Below are 15,212 nucleotides of genomic sequence, written 5' to 3'. Positions count from 1 at the left end.
TCGTCACGAGGAAACGCGATGTCCGATTTTCTTTCCCAGGAAGAGGTGGATGCCCTGCTCAAGGGCGTCACCGGCGAGGCCGACGATGTAGCCGAAGTCGAAGACACGAGCGGCGTACGCCCGTACAACCTCGGCACCCAGGAAAGAATCGTGCGCGGGCGCATGCCCACGCTGGAACTGATACACGAGCGGTTTGCGCGCTACCTGCGCATCGGCCTGTTCAATTTCATGCAGCGCAGCGCCGAGATTTCGCTCGGCCCGATCCGGCTGCAGAAGTATTCCGAATTCATCCGCAACCTGGTCGTGCCGACCAATCTGAACCTGGTACAGGTCAAGCCGCTGCGCGGCACGGGGCTGGTGGTATTCGATCCGAACCTCGTCTTTCTGGTCATCGACAACATGTTCGGCGGTGACGGGCGATTCCACACCCGGGTCGAGGGGCGTGACTTCACGCCAACCGAACAACGCATCATCCAGGGCTTGCTGGACGTGTTCTTCGCCGAATACGAACGGTCGTGGGAACCGGTGTACAAGATCAATTTCGAGTACGTGCGCTCGGAGATGAATTCGCAGTTCGCCAACATCGCCACGCCGTCGGAGATCGTCGTGGCGGCAACCTTCACGCTGGAACTCGGCGGCGTATCCGCGGAAATGCATATCTGCCTGCCGTATTCGATGGTCGAGCCGCTGCGCGACACGCTGAATTCATCAATGCAGAGCGACAGCGTCAGTTCGGACAACCGGTGGATCAACCTGCTCACCCGTCAGGTACAGGACGCTGCGGTGGAACTGAACGTCCAGCTGGGTGGCGGATCGCTCACCCTGGGCGGCCTGAACAACCTAAAGGTTGGCGACATCATTCCGATAACCATTTCAGACACCGTACAAGCCGAGGTCGATGGCATTCCGGTTCTGGAATGCAAGTACGGCATACAGGGCGGCCGTTATGCGCTGAAGATCGAGCGTTTCATGGCCGGCGAGGAAGAATTGATCGAGCACGCCCTGAACGTGCAGGGCAAGAAAAAGGGTGAGGAACCACAATGAGCGATCTGGCTGAAGCGGAAGAGCAGGTCAGCGAGGACGACTGGGCCGCTGCGATGTCCGAGCAGACCACGGCCGACGATGCGCTTGCCGCACTCGACGGGGAGGCGGCGAAGGATGTCCAGCCCGCCAACATCTTCCAGCAGTTCGGTGATGCGGCGAACAAGGCATCCGAAGGACTGCGCGACTTCGAGATGATTCTCGACATCCCGGTCCAGCTCACGGTGGAACTCGGGCGCACCAAGATTTCGATCCGAAACCTGCTGCAACTGGGCCACGGTTCGGTGGTGGAACTGGACGGAATGGCCGGCGAGCCGATGGACGTGCTGGTCAACGGCACGCTGATTGCGCAGGGCGAAGTGGTGGTGGTGAATGAAAAGTTCGGCATTCGCCTGACCGACATCATCACGCCGGCGGAACGGATGAAGAAACTGAAACGCTGACGATTGCTCCCAAGCGGGCCACAGATCAGTCCGAATCAGGCTGTAGAATAAAAAAAGAGCGATGCCTTGGCATCGCTCTTTTTTTGTCGGTGCCCGCTGTCACGGCAAGTACGGAAGGCTGACGCCGCGGCGATTCGCGGGCTGCGAAACGGGTGGTATCGTTGGCCATCCCTTCTTTTCACGGAGCCGTCATGCGACTGCTGCTCGCCATCTTCCTGCCCTTCATGGTCTTCTTCACCATCGGTCGCCCGATCGCCGGCGTGGTTTGCCTCATCCTGCAGCTGACGCTGATCGGCTGGATACCGGCTGCGCTGTGGGCAGTCTATGCGTTGAGTCAGTACAAGACCGACAAGCGCATCGAAGAGGCGCTCGGCAAGCGCTGAGCGTACTGCTTCTGCCTCAGCGCGTGCTGGCGAGTGCGGCCGGCTTGATCGTCAGCGACTGGGTGAAGATGAGATCCTTCGAATCGATTACCCTGGCCTGAAGTTCGCCGCCTGCCGCGTCCGGCCGGAAGCGGAAGCGAATCTGCGGGTTTTCGCTCAGCGCGAAGTCGACATCGGCGGTCAGCAGGGTCTTGCCGCCATAGCTCACCTCGAAGCGACGTACGAAATGCGCTGGCGTGAAGTGGCGTGTCACCTGATCCATCTGCATGCCGTTCAGGTTCGGATGGCTCACCATCAGCGTGGCGGTCTGCAAGTGTCCGGGCTCGGGCGCTTCGCCGTCGAGGCGCAGCCTCATCTTGCCCATGCGCGCCATGGCTTCCTCGAAGTCTTTCCCGGCTGGTGCCGAACAGCCGCCGGCTGCACGCACATAGCGGCTCGACACATGCAGCATGCCGTCGCTGGTTTCGGCGACTGCGCGCATCCAGGTGTATTGCTCGACACGCACCCGCGTTTCGATGTCGGCGCGGCCGGCATCCGGCGCCACCGTGAATGCTGCCGCCACGGGCGTCGGGTTGCCGTCGATCAGCAACCACATCCTCTTGATGTGGCGCTCGGGCGTCTGGTCGATTCTGGCGCGCAAGCCAACCGGCACCACGGCGGCGTCCTCGGCGCGGAACGGCGCCTCGAGTTCGATGACGGCGTTCGATTCCACGATTTCGCGCCCGGCAAACAACGTTGACCGAATAGCCTGCCATGCTTCGGTGTCTGGTGACGGATCGCTGGCCGCCACGGCAGGCATCAGATGCAGCACGCCGACGATGAAAAGCAGGCGGCGCAAGTTGTGGATGGTCATGTTCGTTTTCCTCCGTTCGTTGCGGTTCGGTCACCGTGCCGCCATTGAACGACCACGTGCGCAGGCGATCTGCGACTAAGTCACATTCAGCCGATACGAGCGGGATAGACTCCCGTCGAAACAACGCGACTCACCACGGAGGACGGCACAATGACCCGCTACATCGGCGCGCCAGGACACTGGCGCGACTGGGTAACGCACTTCCCCGCACTGGCGCGACTCGAACCGGCTGCGCGCGAGGAACTGCTGGACAACAGTTTCGAGGTGCGGCTGGCAGCGGGCGAAATCGGCTATCGCGAAGGCGACGCCTGCAACAACTTCATCCTGCGTATCGACGGCTGGTCGCGCATCCAGAGGCTGTCGGCAAATGGGCGGGAAGTGTTGCTGTACCGCGTCGGGCCGGGCGACTCCTGCGTGCTCACCACGTCCTGCCTGCTGGGAGTGTCGCGTTACCCGGCCGCCAGCACGGCGGAAACAGACTTGCGCGAAGTGGCGATCGCCGGTGCCACCTTCCGCACGCTGCTCAATACGTCTGACGTGTTCCGCCAGTTCGTGTTCGAACACTATGGCCGGTTGCTGTCGGACATGATCGCCCTGCTTGACGAGCTGAAATTCCGCCGTCTCGACGCGCGCCTGGCCGATCTGGTACTGGCGCGCACCGATGGCGGTTCGCCGGTCGAAGACACGCAGAGCCGCATCGCGACCGATCTGGGCAGCACACGCGAGCCGGTTGGCCGCATCCTGAAACAGTGGGAACGCAAAGGCTGGATCACGCTGGCGCGCGGCCGTCTCGAGGTGGTGGACCGCGAAGCGCTGACCGCGCTGGCAGCTGACCAGGGCTGACCAGGACTTCAGTATCCGGGCGGTGGAAATTGCCGCCCGAAAACGCGTCTATTCCTGCGCTGACCGGCAGGGTGCACGCATTAGCCTGTCGAGCATGAAAGCAGCTCTCCTGTTCTGGCTGACGGCGCTGTGCGCCAGTGCGGCCGCACACGCGGCAGACACCCCTGCGGCTACAGCCACTGCGGCACCCGCCAGCGGCGCCAGCGCGGTCATGCAGATGGTCGGCGCGCTCGGTGTCGTGCTGGCGACACTGTTCGCCGTGCTGTGGCTGCTGCGCCGCCTGTCCGGCGGTCGCCTGACCGGCAGCGCACCGATCCGCACCGTCGGCGGTATCGCTGTGGGATCGCGCGAACGTGTGATCCTGCTGGAAATCGGCGAACACTGGCTGGTGGTCGGCGTAGCGCCCGGCTCGGTCACCGGCATCGCGACGCTGCCGCGCGGAGAGATCAGTCCGGCCGGCACCGATGCAAAGCCGGTCGCGGCGGACTTCGGCGCCCTGCTGGCGAAACTGAAAGCAGGTCGGTCATGACGCGACGCCTGCTTCCGGCACTTGGGCTTGCCGCACTGGGCGCCGTCGCGGCCCCGGACACGTGGGCACAGGCCCTGCCCGCACTGACCAGCACGCCGGCCGCAGGCGGTGGCACCAACTGGTCACTGTCCATCCAGACCCTGCTGCTGCTGACCAGCCTGTCCTTCCTGCCGGCGGTCATGCTGATGATGACCAGCTTCACCCGCATCATCATCGTGCTGTCGCTGCTGCGTCAGGCCATGGGCACGCAGACCAGTCCGCCCAACCAGGTGCTGATCGGTCTGGCGCTGTTCCTGAGCTTTTTCATCATGGCGCCGGTCGGCGAGAAGATCTACGCCGAGGCCTATCTGCCGCTGAGCGAAAACCGCATCGGCTTCGAACAGGCGCTCGACGCGGGCGCCAAACCGCTGAAAACCTTCATGCTGAAGCAGGTGCGCGAGCCGGACATCGAGCTGTTCATGCGTCTGTCGAACACCCCAAAGGTCGCCAGTTCGGAGCAGTTGCCGATGCGCGTGGTCGTGCCCGCCTACGTGACATCAGAGTTGAAGACGGCGTTCCAGATCGGCTTCATCATCTTCATTCCCTTCATCATCATCGACATGGTGGTCGCATCCGTGCTGATGTCGATGGGCATGATGATGATGTCGCCGGTCATCGTGTCGCTGCCGTTCAAGCTCATGCTGTTCGTGCTGGTGGATGGCTGGAACCTCATCCTCGGCACGCTTGTTTCCAGTTTCGGCCAGATATGAAGGACTGCCCGCCATGACGCCCACCACCGTTGTCGACATCGGCCGTCACGCCGTCGAAACCCTGCTTCTCGTGTCCGCACCCATGCTGGGCGCGGCCTTGATCACCGGCCTGATCGTCAGCATCTTCCAGGCTGCCACCCAGGTGAACGAAATGACACTTTCGTTCATCCCCAAGCTGATCGCGGTGTTCGCCGTGCTGGTGATCGGCGGCCCGTGGATGATCACCATCATGACCGACTACATGCGCCGGCTGTATTCGTCGATCCCGTCGCTTCTCGGCTAGTCGCTAATGATTTCGGTCACCGCCGCCCAGCTGGACCTGTGGATGGCGAGTTTCCTGTTTCCGCTGGCGCGGGTGATGGGACTGATCGCCGCGGCGCCGGTTTTCAGCAACCGCGCCTTCGTGATGCGCGCCCGGCTCGCGCTCGGCCTGCTGATCACCTTCGCCATCGTGCCGACGCTGCCGCCGTCCGGGCTCAGTGTCGGAACATGGCCCGGCACGATGGCACTGGTGCAGCAGATGCTGATCGGCATCGCACTCGGCTTCACGATACGCATCGTGTTCGCGGCGGTCGATCTGGCCGGCGAGCTGATCGGCCTGCAGATGGGTCTGGGTTTCGCTATGTTCTACGACCCGGACAACGCATCCCAGTCTCCGGTGATCGCGGAATTCCTCGGCCTGATGGCAACGCTGATCTTCCTCTCGATCAATGGCCATCTGATGCTGCTGGCCGTGCTGGGCAGCAGCTTCGAGTGGTGGCCAGTCGGTGCTGACCTGTTTCCAGCCAATGGCTGGCTGGCCATCGCGCGCTGGGGCAGCACGGTGTTTTCCGCCGGCCTGATGCTGGCGCTGCCGCTGATCGCGGCGCTGCTGGTCGTGAATATCGCACTGGCCGTGCTCACGCGCGCCGCACCGGCGCTCAACCTGTTCGCCATCGGCTTTCCGGTGACGCTGATCGCCGGCTTCGTGATGCTGATGCTGTCACTGTCCTTCATCGCACCAGCGATGCAGCGCATGTTCGAGTACGGACTCGAAACCGTAGCCCAACTGGCAATGGGGTGAAGCAGGGGTTTCGGCGGGCATTGCCCGCCGCCTGCTGAACGGGCCGGCTGTGCAAAGCCAGCCTCCCGAGCTCTGGGGTTTCGGCGGGCATTGCCCGCCGCCTGCTGAACGGGCTGGCTGTGCAAAGCCAGCCTCCCGAGCTCAGGGGTTTCGGCGGGCATTGCCCGCCGCCTGCTGAACGGGCCGGCTGTGCAAAGCCAGCCTCCCGAGCTCAGGGGTGTCGCAGCGCATTGCGCTGCCGCTTTAGAACCTGCCGAGCATGCAAAAGCCGGCGCTGAAAGGCATCCCTGACGGCGCTTACAGCAGCACGTCGCGTGACACACCCGCCCGGCGCAGGATCTTGCGTAGCTGTGCAAGTGCTTCGAGCTGGATCTGGCGCACCCGTTCGCGCGTCAGGCTGAGCTGGTCGGCCAGCTCTTCCAGGGTGGCGATTTCACGGTTGTTGATGCCGTAACGATACTCGATCACCGTACGCTGCTTGTCGTTGAGTTGGGCGATCCAGGCCTGCACGAGGCTGCCGATTTCGGCGTTCTGGATCTGCTCCTCCGGCCCTTCCTGATTTTCGTCGGCAAGCGACTCACCGATCGAAAGCGAAGGATCGATGTCGAGCGGCGCATCGAGCGAAGCAGTGTGTTCGTTCAGCGAAAGAATGTGCCGCACGTCCTCGACCGGCTTGGCCAGCAAGGTTGCGATGTCTTCGGCGCAGCAATCGCCACCGCTGCGCGCTTCCAGATTGCGCATGGCGCGCAGCACCTGGTTCAGTTCCTTCACCACATGCACCGGCAGCCGTATGGTGCGCGACTGGTTCATGATCGCGCGCTCGATGTTCTGCCGTATCCACCACGTGGCGTAGGTGGAGAAGCGGAAGCCGCGCTCCGGATCGAACTTTTCCAGCGCGTGGATCAAGCCGAGATTGCCCTCTTCCACGAGGTCAAGCAGCGGCATGCCACGGTTCAGGTAGTGTTTTGCGATATTCACGACCAGGCGCAGGTTGCGCTCGATCATGGTCTGGCGCGCTTCGAAATCACCCAGACGCACACGGCGCGACAGGGCGAGTTCTTCCTCCGGCGTCAGCAGCGGGTTGGCACCGATTTCGTTCAGGTAGAGCTGGGTGGCATCGCCGAGGAATTCCGCCTCGGGCGCTTCGACCGGTTCGGCCGCGACCTCGACGCCATCCAGCTCGCCCGCGACGGCATCGTCGTCGACGGGCTCAGCCGGTTCAGCGTCCTCGGGTTGCGAAAGATCGGACATGGGTTATCTCGGTGGCAGATACTTCATCGGATCGACGGGTTTCCCTTGGCGCCGTATTTCGAAGTGCAGTCGGGGCTTGCCGGCTTCGGTGTCGCTGTCGCCCATCTCGGCGATACGCTGACCGCGCTTCACCGTGTCGCGTTCCTGAACCAGTATCTTGCTGTTGTGCGCGTAAGCGGACAAAAACGTATTGTCGTGCTTGACGATGACCAGTTTGCCATAACCGCGCATGGCATCGCCCGCATACACCACGCGACCGCCGGCCGCAGCCAGAACCGGGTCGCCGGTACGACCTGAAACATCGACGCCCTTGTTGCTGCCTTCGCCGAAGCGTCCGATGATGCGGCCGCTCGCCGGCCAGCTCCACTCGACGCCGTCTTCCATACGTGCAGCGTCCGGCGGTGTCACGATGGCAGGTGCGCTGGTCGGTGCAGCACCGGCTGTAGAGGCCGGCAGAGCGGGCATTGTGGCCGCGACGGCTGCACGCGGCGGTTGAGGCGTGATTCCGGCCGAACGAATGCGGTCGAGTGCCGCTTCGGAATACGGCTCAACGCCGCCGCGTGGTTCGCGCTTGAGCATCGCGTCCGCTGTCGCGGGAAGCGGCTCGGTCACCGCCGGCGCGCTCGGGGCAGGCGTGTCCAGGGGCCGCGACTCAACACCCGGTGCGGCGATCGGGCGGGTTTCCATACCACCCTCCGGTGCGGCAATACGCAATTCCTGCCCGAGCTTGATCAGGTTGGGGTTTTCGAGTCGGTTCCAGATCACCAGATCGCGCCAGTCCTGACCATATTCGAGCGCGATGCTGAACAGCGTGTCGCCCTTGGCGACGACATGTACACCAGGGCGTTGTGCGGCGGCGGGGGGGGGCGTGGCCGGTGCCGAAGTGGGTGCCGCACCCACCGGCGGACGGACCTCAACCGGCGCCGGCCGCGTGCCTGCGCACGACGCAAGCAGCAAACACAACACCGGCACCACGAACAACGATCTATTCATTCAACCCCCGGCAACAGCGGCACGAAGCGCACCGCGTCCAGTTTCGATTCGACATAGCGATGCGGCTGTCTTTCGATCAATCTCAGCGATTGGTCAGCGGTGCCGACGGGAATCACGAGTCGCCCGCCTTCAGCCAACTGATCGAGCAAGGCCTTGGGCACCGCCGCCGCAGCAGCAGCGACGATGATTGTATCGAACGGCGCCTCGGCAGCCAGGCCGATCATGCCATCGGCGTGTTTCAGGCGAACATTCGGCAGCCGCAAGGGACGCAGGTTTCGCTTGGCACGTTCCAGCAGCGGCGCAATGCGCTCGATGGCATAGACATCGCTGGCGAGCTTCGACAAAACTGCCGCCTGATATCCACACCCGGCTCCAACTTCAAGCGTCTTGCCGAGAGGACGTCCGCCAGCACGCAGAAGTTCAATCATGCGCGCGACGACAAAGGGCTGCGAAATGGTCTGCTGGAAGCCGAGCGGCAGCGCAGTGTCCTCATAGGCGCGCGTACCGAGTGCCTCTTCGATGAACTGGTGGCGCGGTGTGGACTGCATTGCAGCCAGAACGCCTTCGTCGCGGATGCCCGAAACACGCAGCCGTTCAACCATCCGGGTACGCGCACGCGTCAGGCTCAGACTTGCGTCCGCTGCCGTCATGCGCCCAGCCAGTCGCGCACCTGCCCCATCTGGGCCATGTGGGTCAGGTCGATCTGCAGCGGCGTGATCGATGCGAATCCATGGGCCGTGGCGTGAAAATCGGTGCCTTCCCCGGCATCCTGAGCTGCACCTGCAGCGCCGACCCAATAGACGGTTTCGTTTCGCGGATTGGTGGTTCGCACCACTGGTTCGGCCTTGTGCCGCCGGCCAAGCCGTGTCACCTGGACGCCTTTGAGGGCGTCGAATGACAGATCAGGCACATTGACGTTGAGCAACACGGGTGTTGCAAAGGGACGATCGGTCAGCCGGCGCACCAGATCGCACGCAATGCGCGCAGCGGTATCGTAATGCGCGCTGCCCTTGCGCGTCATCGACATGGCAATCGCCGGCACACCGAGCAGGAACCCTTCGGTCGCCGCCGCAACGGTACCCGAATAGATCGTGTCGTCGCCCATGTTGGCGCCGTCATTGATCCCCGACACGACGATGTCGGGCAGGTGATCGAGCATACCGGTCACTGCGAGGTGAACGCAGTCTGTCGGCGTGCCATTGACATAATGAAAACCGTTGCGCGCACGACGCAGGATGAGCGGACGGTCAAGTGTCAGGGAGTTGCTGGCGCCGCTGCGGTCAGCCTCGGGCGCCACTACGGTCACGTCTCCAACCTCGCCGAGAGCCCGTGCAAGCGCCTCGAGGCCGGGAGCAAAATAACCGTCGTCGTTGGACAACAGAATGCGCATGGGAAACGGAAGGCGAATGTTGCGGCGCGATGTTGCAACCGACGTCGCAACAAATGAGCCACAGCAGATTGAAGCAAGAAGAATTGGTCGGGGCGGTGGGATTCGAACTCACGACCCCTTGCACCCCATGCAAGTGCGCTACCAGGCTGCGCTACGCCCCGACTCAGTTGAAAATTATATCAGGGGCAGGCTGACTTGAGCCGAAAGCCCCGCAAAAATCGGCAACCGCGCGTCACTCGAGCAGATCGAGAATGTCCTGAAGTGCCGCACGCAACTCTGCCACGTCGACGTCGTTGCCCGCGGCACCCGGTGCGGCACCCGAACGAGGATCGGAATCGTCGAGACGATTACGTGCACCGCTGATGGTGAAGCCTTCTTCATAGAGGAGCTGGCGGATGCGGCGAACCAGCAGCACTTCATGATGCTGGTAATAACGCCGGTTGCCGCGTCGCTTCACTGGCTTGAGCTGGGTGAACTCCTGCTCCCAGTAGCGAAGCACATGCGGCTTGACGCCACACAGTTCGCTTACCTCGCCGATCGTGAAGTAACGCTTGGCGGGAATCGCTGGCAGAACCAGCGGCTCCTTACTCGTCGTTTCCATCGTAATCGATGCCCTCGACGGCCGCCTTCAGCTTCTGGCTCGCATGAAAAGTGACGACCCGGCGCGCGGTAATCGGAATTTCCTCACCGGTTTTGGGGTTGCGCCCCGGGCGCTGCGGCTTGTCGCGCAACTGGAAGTTGCCGAAGCCAGACAGCTTGACGCCGTCACCGCTTTCGAGCGCATCACGGATTTCGTCGAAGAATGCTTCGACCATATCCTTCGCCTCGCGTTTGTTCAGTCCTACCTGTTCGAACAGCATTTCCGCCAGTTCGGCTTTGGTCAGTGTGGTCATGCGGCTTCCTCGTAACCCTGTCGCCCTGCCGCCTCAGGCGCGCAGCTTTGCACCGAACTCAAGCTGTGCATACATCACCAGTTGATCAACGGTCGCATCGACTTCAGCGTCCGCCAAAGTACGTTGAGTATCTTGCATAACTATACGGAAAGCAAAGCTTTTTTCGTTATCCGATATGCCTTTACCCTGATATACGTCGAACAGGGCGATGTCCTGCACGATGGCCGGCGAAGCGCTGCGAAGCCCCTCCAGCACCCGAGAAAGCGGTGTCGAACGCGGCACCAGCAGCGCCAGATCGCGCCGTACTGCAGGCTGCCTGGACACGGTCTGGTACGCCGGTACTGCACTGCCGAGCAGCGGTTCGAGATCGCATTCGAATACCAGCGGTGCGCTCACCAATTCGTAGCGCTGCACCAGTTCCGGATGCAATTCACCAATGAATCCGATCACGTGTCCGTTCAGACTGATCGATGCCGAGCGCCCAGGATGCAGCGCCACATGGCGCGCAGGAACGAAGGTTGCCTGACAAGGCAACACCAGCGCCTCGACATCGCCCTTCACATCGAAGAAATCGGTCGGACGTGCCGCGGCGCCCCACTGCTCCGCTTGCGCCGCCCCCCACGCGAGCCCGGCGACGCGCAGCGTCTGCGCGAAACCCGGGACCGGCACCGCCTGCGCGTCGTGTGCGAAGCAGCGGCCGATTTCAAACACCCGCACGCGATCGAGCTGACGGCGACGGTTGGTCACCACGTTGTCCACCAGACCACCGATCAGCGTCGAGCGCATGACCGACATCTGGCTCGCGATCGGGTTGGCCAGCACAACCGGCGTGTCGTTGCCGGCAAAATCAGTTTCCCAGCGTCGCTCTACGAATGCGAAGTTGATCACTTCCTGAAAATCGCGATCAGCCAGCAGGTGGCGCACATTCGATGCGCTTCGACGTCCTTCGGATAACTCCGGCATGGCCAGTCGGCCGACCGGCGGATGGGTCGGGATATTGTCGTAACCGTGCAGACGGGCCAGTTCCTCTATCAGGTCTTCCTCGATACGCAGATCGAAGCGCCAGGTCGGCGGCTGCACGATGAAATCATTGCCATCGCGTGCAAAGGGCAGCGCCATGCGCTGAAGACAGGCTTCGATGGCGTCGTCTCCAAATGGCAAACCGAGCACACGGGACACACGCGACGGGCGCAGACGTACCGGCTCACGCGACGGCAGCATGGTGATGCGGTCATCAATCGGGCCGGCTTCGCCGCCGCACAGTTCGAGAATGAGCTGCGTGACGCGCTCGACGCCGGCCACGGTATCTGCAAAATCGACGCCTCGTTCGAACCGGTGAGCGGCCTCGCTGGAGAACGCATAGCGGCGGGCACGACCCTGAATGGCATCAGGTTGCCAGAACGCCGCCTCGACATAGACATTGCGTGTATCAAGCGAGCACGCAGTCGATGCGCCGCCCATGATGCCGGCGAAGCTTTCGACGCCGCTCCCGTCGGCGATGACGCCGCAGTCCGGTGTCAGCGTGATGGTCTGCTCGTTCAGCAACACGAGTTGTTCGCCCTCGCGCGCCCAACGCACTGTAAGGCCACTCTTCACGCGATCGAGATCGAACACATGATTCGGTCGGTTCAACTCCAGCATGACGTAATTGGAAATGTCGACCAGTACGGAGATCGAACGCATGCCGGCGCGCTCCAGCCGGCGCTTCATCCACTCCGGCGTGGCTGCGCGGGCATTTACGCCGCGAATGACACGGCCCGAAACACGGCCGCACAGATCTGCCGCCTCGATACTGACCGGCAGCACCTCGGTCAGCGTGACCGGCGCGGCGACGATCTCCGGCAAGCACAACGGCGCACCGGTCAGCGCCGACACTTCGCGCGCGATGCCCAGCATGCCGAAACAGTCTGCGCGGTTCGGTGTGAGCTTGATGACGAAAGCGTTGTCGTCAAGATCAAGGTAATGCCGGATGTCTGTGCCTACCGGCGCATCGACGGGAAGCGCGAGCAGGCCGCCATGATCTTCCGACAGCCCGAGTTCGCGCGCAGAACACAGCATGCCGTTGCTTTCAACGCCGCGCAGTTTCGCCCGCTTGATGTCGATACCCGGCAGACTGGCCCCCACCGTGGCGCACGGCACTTTCATGCCGGCGGCTACGTTGGGCGCACCGCACACGATCTGCAGCGGCTCGCCGCCCGCATTCACGCTGCAGACACGCAGGCGATCGGCATCCGGATGCGGTGCAACGGACAGTACTTCCGCCACGACAACGCCGTGAAAGGCGGCTGCCACCGGATCAAGTTCCTCGACTTCGAGACCCGCCATGGTCAGCAGGTGCGACAGCGCCTGCGTATCGATGGCCGGGTCAACGAACTCGCGCAACCATTTCTCTGAAAATTTCATCGGGCAAAAACCTCAGCGGAACTGGCTCAGGAAACGCACATCACCGTCATAGAACAGGCGCAGGTCATTGATGCCATAACGCAGCATGGTCAGGCGGTCGGGCCCGAAGCCGAACGCAAAGCCGGTATGACGTTCGGCATCGATGCCGCAATGGCGCAGCACATTCGGATGCACCATGCCGCAGCCGGCGATTTCCAGCCAGCGACCCGCCAGCGGTCCGCTCGGAAATGCGACGTCGATTTCCGCTGACGGCTCGGTGAATGGGAAGAAGGAGGGCCGGAAGCGCACGTCGAGACGATCGGCTTCGAAGAAGCGATGCAGGAAATCGCTCACCACGCCCTTCAGGTCGGCAAAGCTGACCGACTCGCCAACCCACAGGCCTTCGACCTGGTGAAACATCGGTGAGTGCGTGGCATCGGAATCGACGCGATAGACGCGGCCGGGCGCAATGATGCGGATTTCCGGCATCGTTGCCGCGCCTGCATGACGCGCGACGTGCGCCTGCATGTAACGCACCTGGATCGGGCTGGTATGGGTGCGCAGCATCACATCACTCGCCCTCTCCAGGTAGAAGGTGTCGTGCATGGAACGCGCCGGATGGTTTTCCGGCGTGTTCAGCGCAGTGAAGTTATGGAAGTCGGTTTCGATCTCCGGGCCATCCGCCACATCGAAGCCGATGCCGCGGAACAACGCTTCAATGCGTTCGAGCGTGCGGGTCACCGGATGCAGACCGCCCTTCGCATGGCCGCGTCCGGGCAAGGTCACGTCGAGTGACTCTTCCGCCAGGCGGGCTTCGAGTGCGGCTTTGCGCAATGCCTCACGGCGCGCTTCAAGCGCTGCCTCGACCCGCTGCTTGGCAATATTGATTGCCGCGCCGGCGAGCTTGCGGGCGTCGGGGTCGAGCTTGCCGAGGCCTTTGAGCAATTCGGTCAGGCTACCGGACTTGCCGAGAAAACGCGCCTTGACCTGTTCCAGCGCCACGGCGTCCGCCGCCGCAGAAAAATCGATTTCCGCTTGTGAAACAAGCGCTTCCAGATCACTCATCGACTTGAATCCGAACAATATGGGGACAAAAAAAGGAGGCCAGGCCTCCCTTTTTTGCGTGCAACACGTTTAGCCGAGCTGGGCCTTGGCCTGATTCGCGATCGCCGCGAACGCAGCCTTGTCGAATACGGCGAGGTCTGCGAGCACCTTGCGATCGACCTGGATCGACGCCTTGTTCAGGCCGTTGATCAGCTTCGAGTAGGTCAGACCCACTTCGCGTGCAGCGGCGTTGATACGCACGATCCACAGCGCGCGGAATTGACGCTTCCTTTGGCGGCGGTCACGGTAGGCGTACTGGCCTGCCTTCATCACCGCTTCCTTGGCGATGCGATAGACGCTATGGCGACGACCGCGGTAACCCTTGGCCTGATCCAGTACCTTCTTGTGACGGGCGCGTGCCGTTACACCACGTTTGACTCTGGGCATCTCGTGGGCTCCTTATGCGTAGGGAAGCATGTTGCGAACGCGTGCGTCGTCCGTCGCATGCACCGCCGTCATACCGCGAAGCTGGCGCTTCGACTTGGTGGTTTTCTTCGTCAGGATGTGGCGCTTGAACGCCTGCGAACGCTTGATGCTGCCGCTCGCCCTGACCTTGAAGCGCTTTGCAGCGCCCTTCTTGGTCTTCATCTTGGGCATGACAAAACTCCATTTATGTCATCTTCACAGGTGACCGCGAACCTTTCGCAGCACTTTCATACCCGTGAACACTTGTTGTGCCGCGATTGTTCAACCGCGGCGACGCGAGGCAAAACCTCACGCATCGCCGGACTTCAGGTCCGGCAGATTCTTCTTCAGGCTGAGTGAATCAGACCTTCTTCTTGCTCGGTGCCAGCACCATGATCAACTGACGTCCTTCAAGCTTCGGAAACTGCTCAACCACCGCCAGCGCTTCAAGATCGGCCTTCACACGTTCCAGCAGGCGGATGCCGAACTCCTGGTGCGCCATTTCCCGACCGCGAAAACGGAGCGTGACCTTCGCCTTGTCGCCATCCTGAAGAAAACGCGACAAGTTGCGCAACTTGATCTGGTAATCGCCCTCGTCCGTTCCCGGACGGAACTTCACTTCCTTGATCTGAATCTGCTTCTGCTTCGATTTCGCCTCGGCAGCGCGCTTCGCTTCCTGGTACTTGAACTTGCCGAAGTCCATCAGACGACAGACCGGCGGCTTGGCGAGCGGCGCAATCTCGACCAGATCCACACCGGCTTCTTCCGCCATCGTCAATGCCTGACGGGCAGACATGATACCGAGTTGCTCACCCTCTTCGCCAACAAGACGTATTTCCGGGGCGTTGATCTCCGAATTGAGGCGCTGCGATTTTTGCTGACTGATGCTC

Annotated in this window: 20 protein-coding genes and 1 tRNA gene; 8 read left to right on the top strand and 13 right to left on the bottom strand. The window is 62.3% G+C overall.

From position 1 onward, the window contains the following. Window positions 1–18: 18 nt before the first annotated feature. From fliM to NMQ14_RS06805, 3 genes are all read left to right on the top strand, one after another. A complete protein-coding gene (gene fliM / locus NMQ14_RS06815) occupies window positions 19–1,044 on the top strand; it encodes a flagellar motor switch protein FliM (protein WP_257094647.1) in 1,026 nt (341 codons plus the stop codon). Further along, a complete protein-coding gene (fliN, locus tag NMQ14_RS06810; protein ID WP_257094645.1) occupies window positions 1,041–1,484 on the top strand; it encodes a flagellar motor switch protein FliN in 444 nt (147 codons plus the stop codon). The genes fliM and fliN overlap by 4 nt, the downstream gene beginning before the upstream one ends. Window positions 1,485–1,675: 191 nt before the next feature. After that, window positions 1,676–1,867, top strand: coding sequence for a YqaE/Pmp3 family membrane protein (locus tag NMQ14_RS06805; RefSeq protein ID WP_069039929.1), 192 nt, complete (start codon window positions 1,676–1,678; stop codon window positions 1,865–1,867). 16 nt (window positions 1,868–1,883) lie between these two features. Here the strand turns inward: NMQ14_RS06805 and NMQ14_RS06800 are convergent, their stop codons facing one another. Beyond that, the gene (locus NMQ14_RS06800) at window positions 1,884–2,720 is read right to left on the bottom strand and encodes a quinoprotein dehydrogenase-associated SoxYZ-like carrier (RefSeq protein ID WP_257094643.1); all 837 of its coding nucleotides are present in this window, start codon (window positions 2,718–2,720) and stop codon (window positions 1,884–1,886) included. A gap of 150 nt (window positions 2,721–2,870) precedes the next feature. On the opposite strand from NMQ14_RS06800, the gene NMQ14_RS06795 reads away from it, so the two are divergent. From NMQ14_RS06795 to fliR, 5 genes are all read left to right on the top strand, one after another. Next, entirely contained in the window at window positions 2,871–3,563 is a 693-nt protein-coding gene (locus NMQ14_RS06795) for a Crp/Fnr family transcriptional regulator (RefSeq protein ID WP_257094641.1), read from the top strand. A 94-nt stretch (window positions 3,564–3,657) separates the two neighbouring features. Continuing rightward, entirely contained in the window at window positions 3,658–4,092 is a 435-nt protein-coding gene (gene fliO, locus NMQ14_RS06790; RefSeq protein ID WP_257094639.1) for a flagellar biosynthetic protein FliO, read from the top strand. Further along, window positions 4,089–4,841 carry a flagellar type III secretion system pore protein FliP gene (gene fliP, locus NMQ14_RS06785; protein WP_257080744.1) on the top strand — a complete coding sequence of 251 codons (753 nt, stop codon included), beginning with the start codon at window positions 4,089–4,091 and terminating at the stop codon, window positions 4,839–4,841. The genes fliO and fliP overlap by 4 nt, the downstream gene beginning before the upstream one ends. 13 nt (window positions 4,842–4,854) lie before the next feature. Further along, window positions 4,855–5,124 (top strand): flagellar biosynthesis protein FliQ, encoded by a 270-nt coding sequence (gene fliQ / locus NMQ14_RS06780; protein ID WP_069039926.1) that lies wholly within the window; start codon window positions 4,855–4,857, stop codon window positions 5,122–5,124. Window positions 5,125–5,130: 6 nt separating this feature from the next. Then, window positions 5,131–5,904 (top strand): flagellar biosynthetic protein FliR, encoded by a 774-nt coding sequence (gene fliR / locus NMQ14_RS06775; protein ID WP_257094637.1) that lies wholly within the window; start codon window positions 5,131–5,133, stop codon window positions 5,902–5,904. A 297-nt stretch (window positions 5,905–6,201) separates the two neighbouring features. On the opposite strand, the gene rpoS is transcribed toward fliR, so the two are convergent. From rpoS to infC, 12 genes are all read right to left on the bottom strand, one after another. Next, window positions 6,202–7,155: an RNA polymerase sigma factor RpoS gene (rpoS, locus tag NMQ14_RS06770; RefSeq protein ID WP_257094635.1), complete on the bottom strand. Its 954-nt coding sequence runs from the start codon at window positions 7,153–7,155 to the stop codon at window positions 6,202–6,204. 3 nt (window positions 7,156–7,158) lie between these two features. After that, a complete protein-coding gene (locus NMQ14_RS06765; RefSeq protein ID WP_257094633.1) occupies window positions 7,159–8,148 on the bottom strand; it encodes a peptidoglycan DD-metalloendopeptidase family protein in 990 nt (329 codons plus the stop codon). Continuing rightward, window positions 8,145–8,798 carry a protein-L-isoaspartate(D-aspartate) O-methyltransferase gene (locus NMQ14_RS06760; RefSeq protein WP_257094629.1) on the bottom strand — a complete coding sequence of 218 codons (654 nt, stop codon included), beginning with the start codon at window positions 8,796–8,798 and terminating at the stop codon, window positions 8,145–8,147. The genes NMQ14_RS06765 and NMQ14_RS06760 overlap by 4 nt, the downstream gene beginning before the upstream one ends. Continuing rightward, window positions 8,795–9,538, bottom strand: a complete 744-nt coding sequence (gene surE, locus NMQ14_RS06755; protein WP_257080739.1) for a 5'/3'-nucleotidase SurE — start codon at window positions 9,536–9,538, stop codon at window positions 8,795–8,797. The genes NMQ14_RS06760 and surE overlap by 4 nt, the downstream gene beginning before the upstream one ends. A gap of 84 nt (window positions 9,539–9,622) precedes the next feature. Next, a tRNA-Pro gene (locus NMQ14_RS06750) sits at window positions 9,623–9,699 on the bottom strand. A gap of 71 nt (window positions 9,700–9,770) precedes the next feature. Continuing rightward, a complete protein-coding gene (locus NMQ14_RS06745; RefSeq protein WP_257094627.1) occupies window positions 9,771–10,139 on the bottom strand; it encodes a MerR family transcriptional regulator in 369 nt (122 codons plus the stop codon). Further along, entirely contained in the window at window positions 10,123–10,431 is a 309-nt protein-coding gene (locus NMQ14_RS06740) for an integration host factor subunit alpha (protein ID WP_069039919.1), read from the bottom strand. Before NMQ14_RS06740 ends, NMQ14_RS06745 begins: the two co-directional genes overlap by 17 nt. Before the next feature lie 33 nt (window positions 10,432–10,464). After that, window positions 10,465–12,834, bottom strand: a complete 2,370-nt coding sequence (gene pheT / locus NMQ14_RS06735) for a phenylalanine--tRNA ligase subunit beta (protein ID WP_257094625.1) — start codon at window positions 12,832–12,834, stop codon at window positions 10,465–10,467. 12 nt (window positions 12,835–12,846) lie between these two features. Continuing rightward, window positions 12,847–13,878, bottom strand: a complete 1,032-nt coding sequence (gene pheS, locus NMQ14_RS06730; RefSeq protein ID WP_257094623.1) for a phenylalanine--tRNA ligase subunit alpha — start codon at window positions 13,876–13,878, stop codon at window positions 12,847–12,849. A gap of 69 nt (window positions 13,879–13,947) precedes the next feature. After that, window positions 13,948–14,304: a 50S ribosomal protein L20 gene (gene rplT, locus NMQ14_RS06725; protein ID WP_257080735.1), complete on the bottom strand. Its 357-nt coding sequence runs from the start codon at window positions 14,302–14,304 to the stop codon at window positions 13,948–13,950. A gap of 12 nt (window positions 14,305–14,316) precedes the next feature. Continuing rightward, window positions 14,317–14,514 carry a 50S ribosomal protein L35 gene (gene rpmI, locus NMQ14_RS06720; protein WP_008062636.1) on the bottom strand — a complete coding sequence of 66 codons (198 nt, stop codon included), beginning with the start codon at window positions 14,512–14,514 and terminating at the stop codon, window positions 14,317–14,319. A gap of 169 nt (window positions 14,515–14,683) precedes the next feature. After that, window positions 14,684–15,208, bottom strand: a complete 525-nt coding sequence (infC, locus tag NMQ14_RS06715; RefSeq protein WP_257095049.1) for a translation initiation factor IF-3 — start codon at window positions 15,206–15,208, stop codon at window positions 14,684–14,686. Between the last annotated feature and the right edge of the window lie 4 nt (window positions 15,209–15,212).

The organism is Methyloversatilis sp. XJ19-13, from assembly GCF_024580155.1.
In the GTDB taxonomy this organism is placed as follows: domain Bacteria; phylum Pseudomonadota; class Gammaproteobacteria; order Burkholderiales; family Rhodocyclaceae; genus Methyloversatilis.
This window is presented reverse-complemented; position numbering and strand designations above follow the sequence as displayed.